This is a genomic window from Bacillus sp. A01H (assembly GCF_045277205.1).
GTDB classification, from domain to species: Bacteria; Bacillota; Bacilli; order Bacillales; family Bacillaceae_G; genus Bacillus_A; species Bacillus_A paranthracis.
This window is the reverse complement of record NZ_CP117702.1, coordinates 1425118-1446974: the sequence shown is the minus strand read 5'-3', so window position 1 is coordinate 1446974 and position 21857 is coordinate 1425118. Positions and strand designations below refer to the sequence as shown.

The 21857-nt window shown below is 36.2% G+C and carries 23 protein-coding genes and 1 riboswitch; of the genes, 11 read left to right on the top strand and 12 right to left on the bottom strand.

What is annotated here, in order from left to right; translation table 11 throughout:
- Positions 1–49: 49 nt before the first annotated feature.
- From phaC to phaR, 3 genes are all read right to left on the bottom strand, one after another.
- Positions 50–1135 (bottom strand): class III poly(R)-hydroxyalkanoic acid synthase subunit PhaC, encoded by a 1086-nt coding sequence (phaC, locus tag PSR14_RS07680; RefSeq protein ID WP_000206335.1) that lies wholly within the window; start codon positions 1133–1135, stop codon positions 50–52.
- A gap of 82 nt (positions 1136–1217) precedes the next feature.
- Complete coding sequence (locus PSR14_RS07675; protein ID WP_000250412.1) at positions 1218–1961, bottom strand: acetoacetyl-CoA reductase; 744 nt, start codon at positions 1959–1961, stop codon at positions 1218–1220.
- Between the two features lie 151 nt (positions 1962–2112).
- On the bottom strand, positions 2113–2595 hold the full coding sequence (gene phaR / locus PSR14_RS07670; RefSeq protein ID WP_000566940.1) for a polyhydroxyalkanoic acid synthase subunit PhaR: 483 nt from the start codon (positions 2593–2595) through the stop codon (positions 2113–2115).
- A gap of 198 nt (positions 2596–2793) precedes the next feature.
- Here phaR and phaQ point away from each other — a divergent pair, with 198 nt between their 5' ends.
- The 7 genes from phaQ to PSR14_RS07635 all read left to right on the top strand — a co-directional run bounded on the left by phaQ (position 2794) and on the right by PSR14_RS07635 (position 8270).
- Entirely contained in the window at positions 2794–3246 is a 453-nt protein-coding gene (gene phaQ / locus PSR14_RS07665) for a poly-beta-hydroxybutyrate-responsive repressor (protein WP_000903020.1), read from the top strand.
- A 42-nt stretch (positions 3247–3288) separates the two neighbouring features.
- Positions 3289–3813 (top strand): polyhydroxyalkanoic acid inclusion protein PhaP, encoded by a 525-nt coding sequence (gene phaP / locus PSR14_RS07660; protein WP_000448576.1) that lies wholly within the window; start codon positions 3289–3291, stop codon positions 3811–3813.
- Positions 3814–3914: 101 nt separating this feature from the next.
- On the top strand, positions 3915–4358 hold the full coding sequence (locus PSR14_RS07655) for a MaoC family dehydratase (RefSeq protein WP_001067916.1): 444 nt from the start codon (positions 3915–3917) through the stop codon (positions 4356–4358).
- 148 nt (positions 4359–4506) lie between these two features.
- The gene (locus PSR14_RS07650; RefSeq protein WP_001140707.1) at positions 4507–4692 is read left to right on the top strand and encodes an alpha/beta-type small acid-soluble spore protein; all 186 of its coding nucleotides are present in this window, start codon (positions 4507–4509) and stop codon (positions 4690–4692) included.
- Positions 4693–4806: 114 nt separating this feature from the next.
- A complete protein-coding gene (locus tag PSR14_RS07645) occupies positions 4807–6126 on the top strand; it encodes a TrkH family potassium uptake protein (protein WP_000822333.1) in 1320 nt (439 codons plus the stop codon).
- Between the two features lie 38 nt (positions 6127–6164).
- A riboswitch (yybP-ykoY riboswitch) is annotated at positions 6165–6329 on the top strand.
- Between the two features lie 91 nt (positions 6330–6420).
- Entirely contained in the window at positions 6421–7215 is a 795-nt protein-coding gene (locus tag PSR14_RS07640) for a TerC family protein (protein WP_113732842.1), read from the top strand.
- A 203-nt stretch (positions 7216–7418) separates the two neighbouring features.
- A complete protein-coding gene (locus tag PSR14_RS07635; RefSeq protein WP_406644184.1) occupies positions 7419–8270 on the top strand; it encodes a formate/nitrite transporter family protein in 852 nt (283 codons plus the stop codon).
- Between the two features lie 27 nt (positions 8271–8297).
- Here the strand turns inward: PSR14_RS07635 and PSR14_RS07630 are convergent, their stop codons facing one another.
- The 9 genes from PSR14_RS07630 to PSR14_RS07590 all read right to left on the bottom strand — a co-directional run bounded on the left by PSR14_RS07630 (position 8298) and on the right by PSR14_RS07590 (position 16450).
- Positions 8298–8609: a cyclic-phosphate processing receiver domain-containing protein gene (locus PSR14_RS07630; protein WP_098487014.1), complete on the bottom strand. Its 312-nt coding sequence runs from the start codon at positions 8607–8609 to the stop codon at positions 8298–8300.
- A gap of 14 nt (positions 8610–8623) precedes the next feature.
- Positions 8624–9346 carry an A24 family peptidase gene (locus tag PSR14_RS07625; protein ID WP_000495748.1) on the bottom strand — a complete coding sequence of 241 codons (723 nt, stop codon included), beginning with the start codon at positions 9344–9346 and terminating at the stop codon, positions 8624–8626.
- 112 nt (positions 9347–9458) lie between these two features.
- Positions 9459–10169 carry a lactate utilization protein C gene (locus PSR14_RS07620; RefSeq protein ID WP_000147210.1) on the bottom strand — a complete coding sequence of 237 codons (711 nt, stop codon included), beginning with the start codon at positions 10167–10169 and terminating at the stop codon, positions 9459–9461.
- On the bottom strand, positions 10169–11590 hold the full coding sequence (locus PSR14_RS07615; RefSeq protein WP_000061914.1) for a LutB/LldF family L-lactate oxidation iron-sulfur protein: 1422 nt from the start codon (positions 11588–11590) through the stop codon (positions 10169–10171). The genes PSR14_RS07620 and PSR14_RS07615 overlap by 1 nt, the downstream gene beginning before the upstream one ends.
- Before the next feature lie 16 nt (positions 11591–11606).
- Positions 11607–12326 (bottom strand): (Fe-S)-binding protein, encoded by a 720-nt coding sequence (locus PSR14_RS07610; protein WP_000869149.1) that lies wholly within the window; start codon positions 12324–12326, stop codon positions 11607–11609.
- 168 nt (positions 12327–12494) lie between these two features.
- The gene (locus tag PSR14_RS07605; protein ID WP_255256540.1) at positions 12495–13184 is read right to left on the bottom strand and encodes a FadR/GntR family transcriptional regulator; all 690 of its coding nucleotides are present in this window, start codon (positions 13182–13184) and stop codon (positions 12495–12497) included.
- Between the two features lie 223 nt (positions 13185–13407).
- Positions 13408–14808, bottom strand: a complete 1401-nt coding sequence (locus tag PSR14_RS07600) for a cell wall metabolism sensor histidine kinase WalK (protein WP_098487015.1) — start codon at positions 14806–14808, stop codon at positions 13408–13410.
- Between the two features lie 3 nt (positions 14809–14811).
- Entirely contained in the window at positions 14812–15483 is a 672-nt protein-coding gene (locus tag PSR14_RS07595) for a response regulator transcription factor (protein WP_000049872.1), read from the bottom strand.
- Complete coding sequence (locus PSR14_RS07590; RefSeq protein WP_001232401.1) at positions 15476–16450, bottom strand: YncE family protein; 975 nt, start codon at positions 16448–16450, stop codon at positions 15476–15478. Before PSR14_RS07590 ends, PSR14_RS07595 begins: the two co-directional genes overlap by 8 nt.
- Before the next feature lie 136 nt (positions 16451–16586).
- Between PSR14_RS07590 and PSR14_RS07585 the strand changes: the two genes are divergently transcribed.
- The 4 genes from PSR14_RS07585 (at position 16587) to PSR14_RS07570 (ending at position 21850) form a co-directional block, all read left to right on the top strand.
- Positions 16587–17702, top strand: coding sequence for a sugar diacid recognition domain-containing protein (locus PSR14_RS07585; RefSeq protein ID WP_000898624.1), 1116 nt, complete (start codon positions 16587–16589; stop codon positions 17700–17702).
- Between the two features lie 117 nt (positions 17703–17819).
- Positions 17820–19232, top strand: coding sequence for a glycolate oxidase subunit GlcD (gene glcD / locus PSR14_RS07580; RefSeq protein WP_098487016.1), 1413 nt, complete (start codon positions 17820–17822; stop codon positions 19230–19232).
- Complete coding sequence (locus PSR14_RS07575) at positions 19229–20557, top strand: (Fe-S)-binding protein (RefSeq protein ID WP_000209638.1); 1329 nt, start codon at positions 19229–19231, stop codon at positions 20555–20557. The genes glcD and PSR14_RS07575 overlap by 4 nt, the downstream gene beginning before the upstream one ends.
- A 465-nt stretch (positions 20558–21022) precedes the next feature.
- Positions 21023–21850: a CAP domain-containing protein gene (locus PSR14_RS07570; RefSeq protein ID WP_000747582.1), complete on the top strand. Its 828-nt coding sequence runs from the start codon at positions 21023–21025 to the stop codon at positions 21848–21850.
- Positions 21851–21857: the final 7 nt, after the last annotated feature.

The window sequence follows — 21857 nt, the reverse complement described above, 5'->3', positions numbered from 1 at the left end:
TTTTACATAAAAAAATCCAACTAACATATGCTAGTTGGATTTTTTATTTTTACTTAGAGCGCTCGTCAAGCCAGTCTCCAATCGTCGGATACGTTTGTTTTACCGCTGTTCCACCGTAAACAATCGACATATGTCCCGTTGGTAAACATACATATTGTTTATCTGTGCTAGAAATATGATCTAGCAACGCTTCTACTTGGCACGGCAGGGCGATATGATCACGTTTCCCTGAAATATTTAAGACATTCGCCTTAATATTTGCAAGGTCTACCTTTTGTCCGCGAATCACAAGTTCACCCTTAACCAATTTATTATTTTGATAAAAATCACGAATCCACTGTCTGTATGATTCACCTGGGAACGGAATGCCATCGCCAACCCACTTTTGAACTAACCTCCAGCTTTCAACGAAGCGCTCATTCTCTGAACGATCTACTAAAGCAACATATGGACCAACAAAGTTCGTAATTGGTTTTAACATTTTGTTTCCGAAATCAATCATTTCTGGCGGAATATTTCCAAATGTATCAACCGCTTTATCTAGATTGAAGTATTTCTCATCTAATAAAGGGCCATATAATCCTGTTTCAGAGAAATCAAAAGGACTTGTCATAAAGATTAGGTTACGAATTGGCATGTGCGGATGAAGTGCCGCATAAATAGAAGTTAGCGTTCCCCCCATGCAATAACCAAGTAAAGAAATCTCGTCCGATTTTGCAGTTCGCATTACTTTTTTCACTGCTTTTGCAATATAATCAAACACAAAATCATCAAATTTCAAATGACTATCTTCTAAACCAAATGTGCCCCAATCAAGCATATACACATCAAAACCACGGTCCACTAAATATTCCACTAAACTATTTCCAGGAGTTAAATCCATAATATATGGTTTATTAATAAGAGCATATATTAATAGAATTGGGACTCTTTGTGTTTTTTCTTGTTTTGGAATGTAGCGATAAAGCTTCGTCTTATTCTTCGTCCAAATAACCTCTTTCGGCGTTAATCCTACTTGTGGCTCTGGTTCACGTAATAAAATTTCACTCGCCCTTTTCACTCGGCGATATGCTTTTCGGTACTCTTCTGGGTATAGCTCTAATTGCTTTTCCCATTCTGTTGCGAATGTAGTCATTTTTCTATCTCCTTTTTGGTCAATTTCCTTCTAAAAAAAGAAGTGCATTCCTGCTATGGATATGCACTTTTTTCTTACTTCATTACATATATAATCCGCCGTTAATGTTTAATTGCTGACCTGTGATATAAGCACCGTCACGGCATAGGTATACTACACCTTTTGCAATTTCATCAGCTTGACCAAAACGTTTTTTCGGGATTTTCGCAACGATTTTTTGGCGTACTTCTTCTGGTACTTCTGCTACCATTTCAGTATCAATAAACCCTGGGCAAATAGCGTTTACAGTTACATTTGTTTTTGCAAGCTCTAATGCTAATGATTTTGTAAATCCTAGCATACCTGCTTTCGCTGCTGAGTAGTTTGTTTGTCCAAATCCACCCGCTTGACCAATAATAGAAGAAATGCTAATAATTCTACCTTCTTCCGCTTCCGTTATGTATGGAAGTACCGCGCTTGTCGTATTAAACACACTGCTTAAGTTCACGTCAATTACGCGTTCCCAATCTTCACGATTTAACTTTTTGAATGTACGATCTCTTGTAATACCAGCATTATTAACAAGAATATCAACTTTACCAAAATGATTCACTGCTTCTTCTACAAGTCGGTTTGCGTCTTCTACTTTAGAAACATCTGCTTGAACTGCATAAACGTCATGTCCTTCTTTTCCTAGTTCATTTACTAAGTTTTCAGCTGCTTCTTTACTGCTGTTATAGTTAATAACAACTTTTGCGCCCTCTTGTGCTAACGCTACTGTGATTGCTTTTCCAATCCCTTTTGCCCCACCTGTTACGATTGCTACTTTGCCATTTAATTGAACCATTTCTTTTCCCCCTTAAATGAATTTGTGAACGACTATTATGAATCATTTTGGTACTCATACTATGGAGTCCCTATATAATTATGTTTCGCTGTTTATACATAGAAAAGAGATTCTCCCTTTCTCTTTCATATGTTATAAACAAGCGCTATTATCACTTTTTATTTTCTGGCTTATTCGTAGGTTTTACTTCTTCTTTTACAGGTTCTTGTAGTTTTGCTAGTACTGCATTTTGCTTTTCTAGCAATTCTAAAATTTGATCAACTTTCGTTTCTAATGTGCGAATATCTTGTTTTACTTTCGTAACATCGCGCTTTAATGTAGGAGCTTGTCCTACTGACTCTACCTTATCTTCTAGAAACTCCTCAATGTTATCCACTTTATTTTCTAAGTTAATAACAAGCGTAGCCACTCTAGCGATATCCTCTTTCGTAGGCACATTTACCTGCTCTAAATAATTTTTTGTCGTATCATTTAATGCTTTTTGATAAAACAAATTCAAATCTAGAACGCTGCCCATCCAAGCAGAATATTCTTCTGTTTTAATTGTTTCATTGAGCGCTTTTCCCCAAAATGTTTCGGTTTGTTCATAAGCATTTTTCCATGCTTGTAGTGGATCGAATTTTTGATCAATCACTTTACCTACACTCCCTTTTTCGTTTTTGAAACAATTCAACCTATTCATTATTTTCTAATATTCTGAATAAAACTTCAAGTCTATATTTTATTTTTTTCTATTTTCTAACAAATGTATTGACTTTAAAAACAGATAGGTGTAAATTGCACTTATAAGCAAAAAATTCCATCTAACTGATTCATGAGGTGATGCACAATCATGCTACATAATGAACCAGAACAACGCGAAAGTTTGGAGAACAACCAAGCAAAACAACCAAACTCCATGCCAAAAAACTTCTTAGTTCCCTTCTTACTTCTCTGTCTTAAAGACTGGAGTCTTCATGGTTACAAACTTATTCAAATGCTAATGGATATCGGCTTTTCTTCTGTTGACCAAGGTAATGTGTACAGAACACTACGCAAATTAGAAAAAGAAAACCTTATTTCTTCTACTTGGGACACAAGCGACGGAGGGCCAGCCAAAAGAATTTATTCTTTAACTGAATATGGAGAGCAATATTTAACAACATGTGCGACTTCTTTTGAGCATTATCAAAATATGTTGCGGACGTTTTTCACGTTATACACCAATGCATTCTTTCCATTTTCTACTTCTCCAGAAAAGGATGAAAAAGATTCTTCATCTTCACCTGGTGATACAGCAGAATAATCTGCGTTCACAATATGTAAAAAAACATTTGGGGGTCAAACAATGGAAACTAAACCATACGAATTAGTCGATGCATTTTGGAAAAACTGGTCTCAATCACTTTCCCTTTTCTCTTCAGCTGGGAAACAATTAGAGCAACTTACTTTAGAAACATTAAAACAACAACAAGATGCTTTGCATAAATTAACAGCAGGAGTAGATGAACTAGAAAAAGAACTGCAACAATTTACTACTCAATTCAATAATCAGTATACAGATTACGTGAAGCAATTAACTGGAAACTCCTTAAATGATCAAATTAATGAGTGGCAAGACAAATGGAAAGAGCTTTCTGCTCATATGCAACAGCTAACTGTTTCTCCTACAAAAACATCTTTGTCTATCCTTACTCAAACAAGCGGTCAATTTGAAGAAACAACGAAGCAATTTATTGAACAACAACAATTACAACGTGAAGAGGCTCAAAAACAGTTAGAAGGTTTTTTGGAAGATTTCAAGACAAAACAGTTGGAACTCGCAAAAAAGTTCGAGGAAAACTCAAAAAATCTATTTACTTCCATCAAGTAAGAAAAATGTGGGAGCTAACTGCAGCACAAACAAAACTCTTTCTTCCTCCTACTACATCAAGATGGCTAGCATTTTTCGATATGGAAAAGAAGGAGGACAAAATGAATCCATTTCAAGAAGCACAAACCGTCCCGGAGCTTCGTTATGATGAGATTCAAGTCGGTGATCAAGCATCACTTACAAAAACGATTACGGATGAGGACGTTATCAATTTTGCAAAATTGACTGGAGATGTGAATCCTATTCATATTTTAGATTCTTTTGCAAAAACGACAATGTTTAAAGAACGTATTGCTCATGGTATGCTCGTTTCAAGTTTTATTTCTACCATCCTTGGAACGAAACTCCCGGGTAAAAATACGATTTATTTATCTCAAAACGTTTCATTCCGCGCTCCTGTCAAAATCGGCGATACACTTCGCGTTGTGGCAGAGGTCATCAAAAAACGTGACGATAAAAAAATCATTACGTTGCAAACAAATATATATAATCAATCGGATGATATTGTCGTGGAAGGTACAGCGACAATACTAAAAAAAGAGTAGCAAAAATTGCTACTCTTTTTTCTATCCAATAACTTCTAATCACACCGATTACTTCCGCGTATGAGCACGCCGGTTCCACATAAAATAACGGTACCAGTTCAGATACATACTTAGCTGAACTGGATTACTCATAAGGATGTGTATCATCATGGCAAAAACAAACAAATTACTAGTTCCAGGTGCTGAACAAGCACTTGATCAATTTAAATATGAAATTGCACAAGAATTCGGCGTAAGCTTAGGGTCTAATACTGCATCACGTTCTAACGGATCAGTTGGCGGTGAAGTAACAAAACGTCTTGTTTCTTTAGCTCAACAACAATTACGTGGATAACAATATAACATATGGCTTAGAGGCAGATATTCTCTGCCTCTTTCTATTTTTAACATACATAATGGTGCTTTTTCACATACTAGTAAAAGCAAACTGAAAGGAACGATATGTAACATGAAACGGATTAACATTCGCATGAGTCCTCCCCGTGTTCTTACTTTGTCTTTTATTATGTTATCAATTATCGGTACATGCTTATTAAAATTGCCAATTGCTACAACGACGTCTATTTCATGGCTCGATGCTTTATTTACAACCGTTTCTGCTTGTACGGTTACAGGGCTTGGTGTTGTGGACACCGGGAAAGTATTTACCTTATTTGGCCAATGTGTCATTTTAACACTTATACAAGTGGGCGGACTTGGCATTATGAGCTTTGCCGTTTTAATTGCGATTATGCTTGGCAGAAAAATTGGCCTTCAAAACCGAATTTTACTGCAACAAGCATTAAATCAAACGAATATAGGCGGTGTCATTCGTCTTGCCAAAGCATTATTTTTATTCTCTTTTACAGTCGAATGTATCGCTGCTTTCATTCTTTCTTTTGAATGGGTACCGAAATATGGGATTGCTAAAGGGATCTATTATAGCTTTTTTCATTCCATCTCTGCTTTTAACAATGCAGGTTTTTCTGTTTGGAGCGATAATTTAATGTCCCACTCTCACAGCATTCTTGTCAATCTCGTCATTTCCTCCCTCATTATTTTAGGTGGGATTGGTTTTACAGTAATCGTAGATATAAAAAGAAAGAAAAATTTTAAAAACCTTACATTACACTCAAAACTTATGCTCTCTTCTACTCTAATCATCAATATTATTGCGACTGTTTTTATTTTTATATTCGAGTTTCACAATTCTCTTTCTATGAGAGGCTTTACTCCATTTGAAGAAGGCATGGCTGCTTATTTCCAAGCTATTTCAACGCGTACTGCTGGTTTTAATACAGTTGATATTTCCGCATTATCAAAGCCTTCCCTTTTATTAATGATGCTTCTAATGTTTATCGGAGCCGGTAGTGCTTCAACTGGCGGTGGGATTAAATTAACAACCTTTTTAATCATGTTTTTTGGGGTATTTAAATTTTTACAAGAGCAAGATGATATTGTCGTGTTTAAAAAATCCATTAAAGATACTCTCATTGTCAAATCATTAACCATCGCTATTATTTCTATTTCATTTATTTTTTTTGCTATTTTAATTTTAAGCATTACTGAGCGAGTTCCTCTATTGATGAGTGCTTTCGAAGTATTTTCAGCATTTGGGACTGTCGGTCTCAGTATGAATTTCACACCACACTTAACGATGATTGGAAAAGCTATTATTATCTTTATGATGTTTTTTGGGAAGATGGGGCCTTTAACATTAGCTTTTTCATTTGCACGTAAAAAGAACCGGAAAATAAAATATCCGAATGAAGACATTTTAACAGGTTGACAACCGTATAAATTATCCATATAATGAGAGTACAATAGCATATCTCCAAAGGGGAGTAGCGTCCAAGAATATTTCTTGGAAACAAAGTCGTCATTACGTAGAACTTAGTTCTTCCGGCTTTGTTGGCATTTTCATTACATATGTCTAGCAAGACCTTTGCCTATTAACGGCAGAGGTCTTTTTTGCATTCATTACCAAATTCTTCCAAAGTTAATAGGCAGGAGTATGGGGAAACTAAATAGTGGGGAAATTCTTCACTTATTTAGTACTTATAGAAATGAGAGGAGAATGTACATGGATGTATCATTATTATTGGAGTATGGTTGGGTATTACTCATCCTAATTGCACTAGAGGGGATTTTAGCGGCTGACAACGCTCTTGTTCTTGCAATTATGGTAAAACATTTACCAGAAGAAAAAAGAAAGAAAGCACTATTTTATGGATTAGCAGGGGCATTTGTTTTCCGTTTCGGATCGTTATTTATGATTTCGTTCCTAGTCGACGTATGGCAAGTGCAAGCAATCGGTGCCATTTACCTTATGTTTATCGCTGGTAATCACTTATTTAAAACGTATGTTAAAAAGAATACAGATAAAGAAACAGAAGAAAAAGAAGCAAAGAAAAAACAAGAGAACTTTTGGTGGACTGTATTTAAAGTTGAAGTTGCAGATATCGCCTTCGCAGTTGATTCTATTTTAGCTGCTGTTGCATTAGCAATGACTTTACCAAAAACAGGATTAGGTACAATTGGTAGTCTTGATACTGGACAATTCGTTGTTATCTTTGTAGGTGGACTTATCGGATTAATCATTATGCGATTTGCGGCAACTGCTTTCGTACAAATTTTAAAACGTAAACCAGGACTTGAAACTGCGGCATTCTTAATTGTAGGTTGGGTTGGTGTGAAACTAGCAGTTTATACGTTAGCACACCCTGCATTAAATGTAATTCCGCACTCATTCCCAGAATCTACACCATGGAAGCTTACATTCTGGATTGTATTAGTTGGAATCGCAGCTGGTGGTTGGTTCTTCTCAAAAGAAGTAGAAACAAAAGTAGAAAAGAATTTAGACGAAAAAGCGCTGTAATTACAGTGCTTTTTCTTTTTGCCCTTCCCCCTCTCAATGTCCAGAAAAAATTCTATTATACTATACTTTGTAAACGCTTTCTTAATATATGTATGTCCTTTTTGTGAAACATTGCACAAACTTATTGAAACTATAAAAGAATCCATGTACTTTATTCATATAAGGAGTATTTATAGATGATGTACTAAAGGAGCGTATTACTCATGCTAGAACAAGGATTAGATTATGTTGTCAAACTGGCTAAGAGCAAAAAACAAATGTTAGATACAAACCCGATGCAATATTTCATTCGTGCAGCACTTGCGGGTATTTATATCGGTTTTATTATTGTTCTATGCTTTAAATTAGGTAACTTTTTTCACATTGCAGATTCACCAGCAACTTATTTAGCTGCTTCTATGTTTTTCGGAATTGCTCTCGTACTTATTATATATGGTGGTGCTGAATTGTTTACTGGAAACACAATGTACTTCACTGTAGCAACATTAAGAAAAGAAACAACACTATCTGATACACTTCGTAACTGGTTTGCTTGTTATGCAGGCAATTTAGCTGGTGCTTTATTCTTTGCCTTACTATTTTACGCAACTGGCATTTTTGAAGCAATTGATCACGGTCATTTCATGAATAAAGTAGTAGAAGGAAAAATGAATACACCTACAATGCAACTATTCTTTAAAGCAATTTTATGTAACTGGCTTGTATGTCTTGCTTGTTTCTTACCTTCTCAAGTTAAAGGTGATACAGCAAAAATTATGATGATGATGATGCTCGTTTTCACATTCTTCTTATCTGGTTACGAGCATAGCATCGCACACTTATCACTGTTTGCTTTATCTTTAGTTTCACCGCATCCTGAGACAATTTCTTTTGCAGGTGCTATTCATAACTTAATTCCAGTTACAATCGGTAACATTATTGGTGGGTCTGTATTTGTCGGTATGGTATACCATTACTTAACAAAGAAAGTACCTGACGTGAAACAAGAAGAAACTGAATTAGGAGCAGCTCAACAAGAAGAAATCATTCCGTTGCAAGCGCATATGAAACATTAAAAACTCCAAAGTTTTACTTTGGAGTTTTTAGCTCCCCACATATTTAACAACAAGATTAGGATTAATCTCTCCTTCTTCCTTTCCCTTATTCATTCTCTGTTTCATCTTATGCATACCGATGACATCATTCGTATGAAAGTGTATTTCATTTACATATAAACCCTCTTTACAAAAAGCTTCGACAAAATCTAATCCACTTTTTTCTCCCCATCCCATATTGAAATCAAGGGAAAGAACATTCACCTCATAATCTCGTACCATTTGCAAAGCACATTCTACTGTAGTTGCGAGCACGTAACCGTACGGACAACTTCTTTGATCATCCATATATATATTCATTTTCTATCCCCTCTCTATTTTGCATACGTGACCAACATGTAACATATTGCCCCAAGACTAATAAAAGGACCAAACGGTATTTGAGTCCTCATTTTCATACGTTTTAATACGAGACCAGCTCCAAAGAAACAAAGACTAAAGCAAGATGCTAAAAATAAAACGATAAAAATCCCTTTCAGTCCCACTATAAATCCAAGTAACGAAAGTAATTTTATATCCCCTCCCCCAAGCCCTTCTGGATATATCTTTTGCATGCAGTATAACAAAATGAATATAACGCAACTACCAACTATACTATCTATCCAAGTGACTAACGGTATAAAAGCACATTCTAAAATGAGTAAACAAGCAAACCAAGCTAAAATACGATTTGGAATTAACATATATATGTAATCTGTAACTGAAATAATAAGAAGTAACGAAAAAAGTGATAAAACGATAATAAGCTCTCGTTCCACCCCAATCATATATACAGTAAGAAGGCATATCATTCCAGTTACAAGTTCAAATACTACGTACAAAATTGAAATTTTCCTCTTACAATTCGTACAACGCCCTCTTTGCATACAAAAAGAAATGATTGGAATCAATTCTTTTGGCTTTAGCACATACTTACAATAATGACAATATGAACGCGGGGTTATGATAGACTCCCCTAGCGGAACTCTCATCGCAATTACCATAAAAAAAGAACCAAACACCATCCCCGCTAACAATGCATATACATAAGTGAACATCCCTTCCTCTCCTTTCCAGAAGAACATAGCAAAAAAAGGAGAGAACTTCTACTTCATATTATCTCTATTCTATTAAAAAAGCAGGCCATTTTCTGGCCTGCTTTCCCCTATTTTATACGATGAAATATACTGCTTTTAATGGTCCATGTACTCCGACAACAAGATTCATTTCTATATCTGCCGAGTTACTAGGTCCTGTAATAAAGTTAATACAAGATGCCACTGTCTCGCCATTTTCTACACGCTTGTTCATATCCTCAACTGCTTGTGTAATACGAGGTACAAGTGTTTCACGTGGAATAATAGCAAGGTATACAGTCGGTAAAAAGTGTAAAGAACGGCCTTGGCCTTTATGACTTTGTACAACGATCGTACCAGATTCGGCTAAAGTATAATCACTAAATGCAATTCCAATATTCGTTCTTTCCGCGATACGCATATTCTCTTCTTTTTTCTCAGGATCCCATACGTTCACTTCAACATTTTGCTTTGGAAGTTCTTCTTTAAATAAAGAAGTCAATCCATAAGAATCAAAACGTTCATCTGCCGATAACATAATAGGTCCCCCGCCGTTTTCAACGATTACTTTTTGAATATCTTCACGTAAACGGTCATTTGTCGTTTCCACAACAGTTGTATGAATGTTTGTACATTGATTTTTAAATACTTCTAACAATTCTTCTTGTGAATAATTTTTTAACGTTTCTTTATTCACATTGTTTTTCCATACTGGACGTTTTACACCATCCGTTTTACGCGTGCGTCCAAGTTCTTTTGCAATATTTTCTAGAAAGGACTCACGGTTTTGAATTAATCCTGTCATTATTTGTCCCCGCCTTTCTTATGATCTTTATACCAATCACGGAATCGTTCTTTACTTGGAGCCGGGAATTCACGAATATCTGTCCAGTTTTTAAGTGGCCCAACACCTTTTGATACGCGGTTACCAGATGTAAATGGACTCATTGCTGCTGGCGCCATCTTTGATCCCATTTTATATAAAGCTGCTGAAGATGCACCCATACTAAACATTTTCATTGCTAATTTTTCTGCAAGTGGAGCACGCCCTTCTTGCTCAACGATAACTTGACGATGTTTTAATAATAAATCATGCAATGGAATTTTTACTGGACAAGCTTCTGTACACGCTCCGCATAAACTAGAAGCATAAGGAAGCTCTTTGTAATCATCATATCCACCTAAAAGTGGTGTTAATACCGCCCCAATTGGTCCTGAGTATATAGAGCCGTATGAATGTCCACCAACATGTCGATATACAGGGCATACGTTCACACAAGCAGCACAACGAATACATTGCAACACTTGACGGAATTCAGATCCGAGAATTTGAGAACGACCATTATCAACCACAACTAAGTGGAATTCTTCTGGGCCATCTACTTCCTCTTCTTGAATTGGTCCCGCTACCGTTACATAACTTGTTAACTTTTGACCTACTGCACTACGACATAGTAAACCAACTAAAACATCTAATTCTTCCATTGTCGGAACCATACGTTCCATACCCATAACCGCAATTTGTGTTTTTGGAATCGACATAACAAGGTCGGCATTACCTTCATTTGTTACTAAACAAAGAGAGCCAGTATTTGCAACAGCGAAGTTACAACCTGTCACACCAATTTCAGCATCCATAAATTTTTCACGAAGTTGTTTACGAACAAACTTTGTCATTTCGTATGGATCATCAGAATTTTCATAGCCAAGCTTTTCTTTAAATACGTCACGAATTTGCGTTCTATTTTTATGAAGAGCAGGCGCAATAATATGTGAAGGTGGATCGTTATCTACTTGCAGAATATACTCTCCTAGATCACTTTCTAACACTTCACAACCGATTTCTTCAAGCGCATGGTTCATACTAATTTCTTCTGTTACCATTGACTTTGATTTTACTACCTTTTTTGCCTGCTTCTTTTTTGCAACGTCTTGAATATACTTTGCTGCTTCCTCTTTCGTTTTCGCAAAGTACACATGTCCGCCTCTTTTGGATACATTTTCACTTAACTGCATTAAGTAATAATCAAGATTTTCTAACGTATGTTGACGAATTTCTTCACCGAGTTCACGCCATTCTTCCCAGTTTCCTAATTCATCTGCTGCTTTTAAACGATTCGTATATAAGCGTGTTTGTGCAGAAGATACTGCTCCGCGCATAAACGAATCTTGAATTCCATCGCCAACGCGATCATTAAATTTTTTCTCACTGATTTTCATAGACATAGCTTATGTTCCCCCTTCATGAGCGACTATTCAGTACCTCAGCAATATGCATTACTTTTATTTCTTTTCCTAAACGCTCAATACGTCCGCCAATGTTTAACAAACACCCACAATCTGCACCGATTAAATAATCAGCGCCTGTTTCCATTGCACTATCTACCTTTTCATCTACCATTTGCTCAGAAATTGGAGTCATCTTCACTGAAAACGTTCCCCCAAACCCGCAACAATTTTGCACATTTGGTAACTCTCTCACAGTTAACCCTTTTACATTTGATAATAAAATTCCTGGTGCCTCTGTTACTCCAAGCATACGTGTCATATGACATGATTTATGAATAGTAGCAATCCCTGGTAAACTTGCACCAACATCAGTAACCTTTAAAACGTCTACAATAAATTGTGTAAATTCATATGTTTTATCAGCAACTTTTTGTGCACGTTTAGCCCACTTCGGATCATCTTTAAAAACATGCGGATACTCATGAAACATTGTCGCACAAGAACCAGATGGCGTAACAATATATTCTGCATCTTCAAAAGTTTCAATCATATGTTTCATCGCTTCTTTTGCAGCTTCTACATGGCCGCTATTATAAGCAGGCTGACCGCAACAAACTTGTGCTTCTGGAAATTCAATTTCACAACCTAAACGCTCCAACACCTCAACTGTTGCTTTGCCGACATTTGTTTCAAACATATCGACTAAACAAGTAACAAATAAAGTAACTTTCATAATTATTACTCCCCCTTTTTACAACTCCACCAACAAACATATGGTCATCAGATGACTAAGGAGAGAAGAAATAGGCTCAACCATGGCCTATCCTCTCCCTCTTCTAAAGAAAACGCTTACTTAATCTCTCTCTATTTTATCAGAAAATTAGATTTTTAAAAGATTAAATTAAGAATTTATATCGTTGCTACCTGTGACAATATGTTCCACATTTGTTAAATGATCTAGCATTGCTTGCTGCGCTAATTCTACATCTTGCTTTAACACTGCATCATATATAACTTGATGCTCTTCTATAAGTCGTTCTGATGTTGTTTGTTCACCATATAAAATAATGCGTCTTGATTCACCAATCGTTTCAGCAATCATCTCTGAAACATGATTCATGAGTTCAAGCAAAATGTTGTTATGCGAAGACTCCGCAATTCCCATATGGAACTGAAAATCTGCTTTTTCGCCAGCCTTTTCATCTCCAATGCTCTTTGCCATTTCATCTAACCAATGCTTCATATTTTGCAAATTATCTTCCGTACGTTTTGCCGCAGCTGCTCGAACTGCCCCCACTTCAAGCACCTTTCGTACTTCTAATAAATTCAAAATATCTTCTTTCTTCATCAATAATCTATTGTTTAATGATTTTGTTAATGAAGAAGAATCAAAATTCTTCACATATGTACCTTCTCCTTGTTTCATCTCAATTAAGCCCATCGCTCTTAGCGCACTTAGCGCTTCACGAACAGCAGATCTGCCAACTTGAAACTGCTCAGCTAATTGATGTACAGGAAGTAGTTTGTCACCAGGTTTTAACGTACCATTTTTAATCATTGTTAAAATAGCTTCAGATACTTCTTCGTAAATTTTTTTCGGTTTAATAGATTTGTACTCCAGTTAAATCACCTCAGTATCTTCCAAACAACAATTGAAACGATTTATAAGAACTTTGCATCATAACCATTTTAGAACGAATTGGTAAGAAGTACAAATGTTTTGTTCATAAAATCGTCAAAATTTCGATATTTATTACATATTAATTAATACTTTTACATATAACTGTTTTCTAAAAAAGAGCATGCCCTAAAAATTAGAACATGCTCTCCTCATCCTGTACTTTCAATTTAATACTAACCGTCGTGCCGTTCCCTTTTTCACTTTCAATTCGCCACTGTCCTTCATGTATATGAACAATTTGTCTTACAATTGCCAGGCCTAAACCTGTTCCACCATGTTGACGACTTCTCGCTTTATCAACTCTGTAAAAACGTTCACCAAGGTTTTCTAAATGCTCCGTATCAATACCGATTCCTGTATCTTTTATGTTCAATTCACAGTAATCATCTATCTGCCTGAGCGTTATCATAATATCCCCGTTTTGATTTGTATACCGTATCGCATTATCTAACACGTTATGAAGCACTTGTTGCATACGATCCTCATCAATCATTACAATGATTTCTGGATTTAAATTTGTTGAAATACGAATTTTCTTTTCTATAAACTTAATCTCATACGTATCTAACACATCTTCAATTAGTTGTGAAAAAACGATGGGTTGTTTCTGTAACGGAAAATGTTCCCCTTCTAATTGTGCTAAATCTAATAAATCATGAACGAGACGCTGCATACGATCTGCTTCTTTATGAATGAGCTGTGTTACTTTTTCCTGCTGCGGTCCCTTCGCTACACCATCTAAAATAGCCTCGCTATACCCTTTTATATAACTAAGCGGTGTTCTTAGTTCATGCGAAACGTTAGCTAAAAACTCCTTACGCTTTACGTCTTCTGTCTCTAAAGAATTTGCCATCTTATTAAATGCTTTTCCTAATCGTCCAATTTCATCTTCAGAAGAAATTGTAATTCGTTCTGAGAAATCTCCCGTAGCCAAATGATTGGCAACTCGTTCCATTTGCGAAAGTGGTTTCGTAATAGCAATAATAATTTTTCTACCAACCCATATTGTCAGTAAAGTTATAGCAAGTGCTAACGGTGCTAAAATAAGACCCATATCATATATTAAGTCTTTTATACTTTTTAAAGGAATATAAGAATATACAATACCAACTAATTTTTTATTTTCTAAAACAGGGATGACAACCCCCATAATATTACGGTCAAAATGTTCCTCGTATCCTATCTTTGTCACAGTTTTTCCATCTAATAATGCTTGCCTGTCCCCTTCACTTATAAGAGAATGATGGTGCACATCAAATGGTAAACATGCACTTAAATCACGTGGGTTCGATACGAAAAGAACGTCTGAACTAGATATTTGATCAAATGCTCTTACTTTCTCTTCAAAAATTGATATTCCTTCGCGCTTATCATATTGCGCAGCAAGACGCTTCCCTTCCATTACTAATGAATCTTTTAAATTATCAACGTATAGTTTTTCATACGAATATAAAGATACAAAATAAAGAAAGGAAACTGTTACAAATACTGCACATACTACTGTCAGCCAAAGCTTCTGTACCATCGTAAACATACGTTACACCTCAAATTTATAGCCTACACCCCAAACAGTTTGAATGTAGTTTCCACTTTCTCCAAGCTTCAAACGCATCGTTTTCACGTGCGTATCTACTGTTCTTGTACTTCCGGCATAATCATATCCCCATACCTTTTCCAGCAATTGTTCCCGGCTAAATACTTGTCCTGTATGTTGGCAAAGAAAATAGAGTAAATCAAACTCTTTTACTGTAAGAGAAATCGGCTCACCATCCACCTCAATTTTCCTACTTTTTTCATTAATAAGGATCGGCCCAAACTGAAATTCCTCTTGTTGCTCTTGCTTTGTATAACGCCTTAACACAGCTTCCATACGAGCAATTAATTCGCCAGGACTAAATGGCTTTACAATATAATCATCTGCTCCCATACGTAAGCCGTTCACCCTATTCCACTCTTCACCTTTTGCTGTTAAAAATATTATTGGTACATCTGACGTTTTTCTAATTTCTTTACAAACTGAAAGTCCATCCATCTCTGGCATCATAATATCTAGTACAACGAAATCATAATGATTTGTCTCTAATTTTTTTAGAGCTTCTTTTCCATTTTCAGCTTCTTCCCACTCGTATCCGAAATTATCTAAGTACATTCCAACAAGTTGCCTCATATCACTTTCATCATCTACAACTAGCACCCTATATTTACTCATTGTCCTTCCCTTCTCTCTCTATGAGTTGAAACGGTCCTTTTCCGACTTTAATTGTTTGTTTTATTTTCAAATTCTTCATATCCATGACGCAAACTTCATCACTATCATAGCTTGCTACGTACCCTTCTGCTCCGCTCTTCAAAAATGCAAATGGGTTTGATCCTACTTCTACAGAAGCCACCTCTTTATACGTGCTAACATCAAACTTTCTAAGCGTATTCGAACCGTGACTTAATGCATATACGTACTTATGATCCTTCGTAATATTCACAGGCATAAACGGAGCGTGTAAAGAACGTACCATTTCTCCGCTCTGCAAAGAATACACTAATACTTTCTCATTTACCTGATTTCCATCACCATGTCCGCCAATCCATATTTCTTTCCCATCTGGACTAATTGTCGCCCCCGTTGACGCTGGTGGAATCATAAAGGTTTGTATCACTTCTTTTTTCTTTGTATCAATTGTCGTTAGCTTCGTATCATAAAAGTTTAATACAGATAACTGGTTATGGTACTCTACCATCGTTATTGGCCCTTTTCCGGTTGACACACTTCCTGTCTCTTTACCTTTTATCGTAAAGAACCTTACCTTTTGGGCATTTTGATCGGCAGCAAATAATTGTTTTTTATCTTCGGATACGATTACATTTACAATACCTTTTCCAGTTTTATATTTCTCCACTTGTCTTCCTTCGACTAGTGAATATACATACATGTACTCTAACTGCTTACCATATACAAGTATGTCTTCACCATTTGGAAGTAGTAGGGTTCCTGCCATCGGCTCGTTAAGTTCCCATGTCGTAATTAACTTTTTAGTTTGCTTATCGACAAAACTAATACTGCCTTCTTTTATATTCGTTGTTATAATAACACTTTTATCTTTAGCAATCGGTGTATACGAGCTTCCTTGACACCCTACTAATAGAAATACAAAACAGAGAAGAAAAACAGACTTTCTCAAAAGATTCCCTCCATCTTCGGATGATTTCGTTATAATTGTAAAATAACAAATAAATGTGTGGAAAGTGTGAAATTTCCCTTTCCTACTTCATTTACATATATAATGTACAACAAATAGAATTTGAGGTGTGCCAATTATGCTTTTTCCTGATTTAGCAAATAAAATTGTACGAGAAGTACGCAGACTAATTAAAGAAAATATTATTATCATTAATATACAAGGCGTTATTATCGCAAGTACAGATATAGAAAGAATCGGTCAATTTCATGAAGGCGCACTCCGCTGTGCGAAACAAAAGAAAACTGTCATTATTACAAAAGAAGATGAACGACGTTTGCATGGCGTAAAAGCGGGTATGAATCTCCCTTTACTATTCCATGACGAAGTAATTGGTGTCATTGGAATTACAGGCGAACCTGAAAACATTTCCCAATACGGAGAAATATTACGTAAAATGACCGAACTACTCATTCACGAAAACTACTTTTTAGAACAGCTAGAACTTGAACACCGTTCTTATGAAGCATTTGTCTTTGATTGGCTCCAAAATACAGACTGGTCTCCAAGCTTTCTCGATCGTGCCAAAACACTTGGTATTGATTTATATAAGAAGAAACAACTTATTTTGTTCTCTATCGATCAAAATGACACGATGCTTCAGCGTAAGATTTGGCAACACGTACGCAATCTATTAACAAAGGAGCATCTATTTGTTCGCTGGGGAAATGATCGATTCATTTTATTTACAGCCACGAACTCCAAAGAGCAAACATATCAATTTTTAAAACGATTAAAACAAGACTGTGAAACTTTGTTTTCTATTCCTTTATATATCGGGATTGGCCAATCCGTTACACCAAGCAATATGAACTTATCATACGAACAAGCATTACAAGCTCTTTCCGTATCACTTGAAACGAAAAACATTGTATTTAATGAAGATTTACGTTTAGAAATGTGCTTACAAGATATTTCTGCGGAAACGCGGGAACAATTTCTAAAGCGCACCATCGAAAACTTATTATCATCGCCTGAACTTATGCACACTTTACGTTTATTTATTGATTATAACCAATCCTATAAACAAACAGCGGAGCAATTACATATACACATTAACACATTGCATTATAGACTTAAAAAAATTGAGGAGTATACAGGACTTGATCCGAAACAGTTCAAAGACTTAAATATTTTATATTTCTCGCTCCTCTTATTAGATAATCAAACAAAAAAGAATGATAAAATAGATTAATCTTTAGATGATTATACATAGAAAGAATCCCCCGACTTTTTTATCATTATAATGAAAGCACTGTGACAACGTTTTTTATTATGACTCATTACGTTAACAGTTTGAGGGGGATTTCCAATGTTAGAAAAACAAATTATTGATTCATTCGTATCCATTGTTGGCGAAGATAATGTAGATACATCCAATATGGGGCGTTTAACGTATAGTTATGATGCCACTCCAAACTTCCAAGCAATGCCTGATGCAGTCATTGCTCCTCGTAATACAAATGAAGTAGCTGAAGTATTAAAAGTATGTAACACTCACAAAATCCCTGTATATGTTCGTGGGTCTGGAACAAATCTTTGCGCAGGGACATGTCCACTTGAAGGCGGTATCGTCCTTATCTTCCGCCATATGAATAACATTTTAGAAATTGATGAAGAAAATTTAACAATTACTGTACAAGCTGGTGTTATTACGCTTGATATTATTAAAGCAGTAGAAGAAAAATGTTTATTTTATCCACCAGATCCAAGCTCAATGAAAATTTCTACAATTGGCGGTAACATTAATGAAAACTCGGGTGGATTACGTGGATTAAAATATGGCGTAACACGTGATTATGTGATGGGGCTTGAACTTGTCTTACCAAATGGTGATATGATTCGCACTGGTGGTAAATTAGCAAAAGATGTAGCTGGTTACGATTTAACTCGTTTATTTATCGGTTCTGAAGGAACACTTGGCGTCGTAACAGAAGCAATATTAAAACTTGTTCCTATGCCTGAAACGAAGAAAACGATGCTTGCACTATATGAAGATATTAATGAAGCTGCACGTGCTGTTTCTTCTATTATTGCAAATAAAATCATTCCAGCGACACTTGAGTTTTTAGACCAGCCGACAATTGAAGTAGTAGAAGAGTTTGCTCAAATCGGTTTACCAACTGACGTAAAAGCAATTTTATTAATTGAACAAGACGGTCCACCTGAAGTTGTTAATCGAGATATTGAAAAAATGGCTAACGTTTGTCGTTCCATGAATGCAGTTGATGTTCGCGTCGCAAAAGATGAAGCGGAAGCAGATGCGCTTCGAACAGCTCGCCGTAGTGCACTGTCAGCACTGGCAAGATTAAAACCTACTACAATATTAGAAGATGCAACGGTACCACGCTCACAGATTGCTCCGATGGTTGAAGCTATTAATGCCATTGCCAAAAAATATAATATTCCTATTTGTACGTTTGGCCATGCTGGCGATGGCAACCTACACCCAACTTGTATGACAGATGCTCGCAACGAAGAAGAAATGCACCGAGCTGAACAAGCTTTTGCTGAAATATTTGCGAAAGCAATTGAACTTGGTGGCACGATTACTGGTGAACATGGTGTTGGTGCGATGAAGGCTCCGTATTTAGAAATGAAGTTAGGTAAAGAAGGTATTGCTGCTATGCAAGGAATTAAACAAGCCTTCGATCCAAATAACATTATGAATCCAGGAAAGATGTTCGCGAAGGACACTCGTAAAAGAGTGGTGGTTGAGCGATGACAACATTAAATAAAGAAAACATTCAAAAGGAATTTAAAGAACGATTAAGTGAAGATGAACTACTAAACTGTATGCGATGCGGTTTCTGCTTACCAACTTGCCCTACTTACATTCAATCTGGATATAAAGAATCACATTCCCCGCGTGGACGTATCGCATTAATGAAAGCGGTCGTTGACGGCTTAATTGAGCCAGATGAAGATGTTGAAAACACATTAAATGTTTGCCTCGGCTGCCGTGCTTGTGAACCTGTTTGTCCATCTGGTGTGAATTATGGACATTTATTAGAAGAAGCTCGTGATATTATAAATCAAAACAAAAAGTTTTCAATGCCAGTGAGAGCTGTTCGTAAAGTCGTTTTTGAAGGACTTTTCCCGCATCAAAATCGAATGAGAACATTAACAGGATTAATCGGATTTTACCAACGTTCCGGTTTACAAACGCTAACACATAAAACAGGGATTATGAAGTTATTCCCTGAAACACTTGCAACAATGGATCTCGTTTTGCCTAAGGTCCCTAAAATGAAAGCAATGAAAGATCGCCCTGAATTTTTACCTGCTGAAAGTACGAAGAAGAAACAAGTTGCATTCTTCACAGGTTGTTTAATGGATACAATGTTTTTAGAAACAAATAACGCAACGATGAAACTGCTTCAGTTAGCTGGTTGTGATATCGTTATTCCGAAAACACAAAGTTGCTGCGGGGCATTACATGGACATGCTGGTGAGAAAAATGGGGCAAAGGAATTAGCAAAACGCAATATAAAAGCATTCGAAGATTTAAACATCGACTATATTATTACGAATGCTGGTGGTTGCGGAGCTTACCTCGTAGACTACGATTACTTGTTAAAAGATGATCCACAGTGGGCTGAACGTGCAAAGCAGTTCGTTTCTAAAATTAAAGATATTACTGCTATTCTAGTAGAACTAGATTTCCATAAACGTAATGACTTACGAGTCACGCCGCAAGTTATTACGTATCAAGACTCTTGTCACTTACGCAATGTTATGCGAACATCTTCAGAACCTCGTATGTTACTAGAAGCAATTCAAGGCGCAACATACCGTGAAATGAAAGATGCGGATCGCTGCTGTGGTTCTGCTGGTATTTATAACATTGTTCATTCAGAACTATCTATGGAATTTCTAGATTACAAAATGGACCGTGTGCATGAAACAGAAGCAGCAACCATTGTTACTGCAAATCCAGGTTGTTTATTACAAATGAAATTAGGCATTGAACGAGAAGGTCTTTCTCATAAAATGAGAGGAATTCACATCGTTGATTTATTATTAGAAGCAATTGAAACCAACTCGTAATAACTCGTAACATACGTAATAATAGGAAAACGGCTATCTCCTTCGTCTATGTAAAGAGATAGCCGCTTTTTTGTCCGCTACAACATTAAAAATATGTTACTTTATTATAAAAAAGAACAACAGAAACATTACAGTTTTGTAAAAATCAATCCAGTATATTCCTCAAAAAAACGCTCAAACCATTGATACAATAGGATTCTTCATTTTCAATATAGGTACATTTATCCAAAAAACGCGTCTTATAACCAAGTATAAAAATGCTGAAAATTCCTTTTATACTCTATGTTTCTCTTATTTTTCCCCTTTTCCCCTCTTAGGATAAATTAGGTAAATTTTAAGTCTATGAATTTTTTTCCATCTTTTTTCTCACAAAATCTATGCTACGATGAATTTGTCAGTCAGACAGGCTGTCAAAAACAAATCGTGTGAAAACAAATTAAAACTTTATATAGGGGGACACACATCATGAAAAAGCGTGTTTTATTATCTGTAGCTGCTGCAACAGCTCTTACTTTAGGAGTATCTTCTCTAGATGCACAAGCTGCAACAGTACAACCATCTAACATAAAGGTTCAAAATATTCAGCATTCAAAAGTGATGATGAAGCAAATGAGCCAACAAGAATTACAAGCATTCTTACAATCTATGGGCGTTGAGTCATTAGCACAATGGCAACAAGGAAACTTCCAACCAAATTGCATTATTCCTGGTCAACAACCTACTGAAAATGTTGTAACTGAGCAACCGACAGCTAAGCCAGAAACTCAAAAGCCTGCTGAGCAAAAACCTGCCGAGCAAAAGCCTGCTGAAGAAGTTCAAAAACCAGAAGCTCAAAAGCCTGCTGAAAACAATAATACGCAAAAACCGGCTGAACAAAAACCAGCTGAGCAAAAGCCTGCTGAAGAAGCAAAATCTTTAAGCGAGTTCGAACAACGTGTTGTTGAATTAACAAACGCTGAGCGTGCAAAACAAGGTTTACCAGCTTTAAAAATCGACACTGAATTAAGCAAAGTAGCACGCATTAAATCTGAAGATATGCAAAAAAATAACTACTTTGATCATAACAGCCCTACATACGGGTCTCCGTTTGACATGATGAAGAAATTTGGTATTTCTTATACATCTGCAGGTGAAAACATCGCCCAAGGCCAACGTACACCTGAAGAAGTAGTACAAGCTTGGATGAACAGTGCTGGACACCGTGCAAACATCTTAAATAATGGATTCACTCACATCGGTGTTGGCTATGTAGAAAGCGGCAACTACTGGACACAACAATTTATTACGAAGTAAATAGATT

Coding starts and splice junctions, on each gene's coding strand:
- phaC (WP_000206335.1), bottom strand. CDS start 1,135: ATGACTACATTCGCAACAGAATGGGAAAAGCAATTAGAGCTATACCCA.
- PSR14_RS07675 (WP_000250412.1), bottom strand. CDS start 1,961: ATGGTTCAATTAAATGGCAAAGTAGCAATCGTAACAGGTGGGGCAAAA.
- phaQ (WP_000903020.1), top strand. CDS start 2,794: ATGCTACATAATGAACCAGAACAACGCGAAAGTTTGGAGAACAACCAA.
- phaP (WP_000448576.1), top strand. CDS start 3,289: ATGGAAACTAAACCATACGAATTAGTCGATGCATTTTGGAAAAACTGG.
- PSR14_RS07655 (WP_001067916.1), top strand. CDS start 3,915: ATGAATCCATTTCAAGAAGCACAAACCGTCCCGGAGCTTCGTTATGAT.
- PSR14_RS07650 (WP_001140707.1), top strand. CDS start 4,507: ATGGCAAAAACAAACAAATTACTAGTTCCAGGTGCTGAACAAGCACTT.
- PSR14_RS07645 (WP_000822333.1), top strand. CDS start 4,807: ATGAAACGGATTAACATTCGCATGAGTCCTCCCCGTGTTCTTACTTTG.
- PSR14_RS07640 (WP_113732842.1), top strand. CDS start 6,421: ATGGATGTATCATTATTATTGGAGTATGGTTGGGTATTACTCATCCTA.
- PSR14_RS07635 (WP_406644184.1), top strand. CDS start 7,419: ATGCTAGAACAAGGATTAGATTATGTTGTCAAACTGGCTAAGAGCAAA.
- PSR14_RS07630 (WP_098487014.1), bottom strand. CDS start 8,609: ATGAATATATATATGGATGATCAAAGAAGTTGTCCGTACGGTTACGTG.
- PSR14_RS07625 (WP_000495748.1), bottom strand. CDS start 9,346: ATGTTCACTTATGTATATGCATTGTTAGCGGGGATGGTGTTTGGTTCT.
- PSR14_RS07620 (WP_000147210.1), bottom strand. CDS start 10,169: ATGACAGGATTAATTCAAAACCGTGAGTCCTTTCTAGAAAATATTGCA.
- PSR14_RS07615 (WP_000061914.1), bottom strand. CDS start 11,590: ATGTCTATGAAAATCAGTGAGAAAAAATTTAATGATCGCGTTGGCGAT.
- PSR14_RS07610 (WP_000869149.1), bottom strand. CDS start 12,326: ATGAAAGTTACTTTATTTGTTACTTGTTTAGTCGATATGTTTGAAACA.
- PSR14_RS07600 (WP_098487015.1), bottom strand. CDS start 14,808: ATGTTTACGATGGTACAGAAGCTTTGGCTGACAGTAGTATGTGCAGTA.
- PSR14_RS07595 (WP_000049872.1), bottom strand. CDS start 15,483: ATGAGTAAATATAGGGTGCTAGTTGTAGATGATGAAAGTGATATGAGG.
- PSR14_RS07585 (WP_000898624.1), top strand. CDS start 16,587: ATGCTTTTTCCTGATTTAGCAAATAAAATTGTACGAGAAGTACGCAGA.
- glcD (WP_098487016.1), top strand. CDS start 17,820: ATGTTAGAAAAACAAATTATTGATTCATTCGTATCCATTGTTGGCGAA.
- PSR14_RS07575 (WP_000209638.1), top strand. CDS start 19,229: ATGACAACATTAAATAAAGAAAACATTCAAAAGGAATTTAAAGAACGA.
- PSR14_RS07570 (WP_000747582.1), top strand. CDS start 21,023: ATGAAAAAGCGTGTTTTATTATCTGTAGCTGCTGCAACAGCTCTTACT.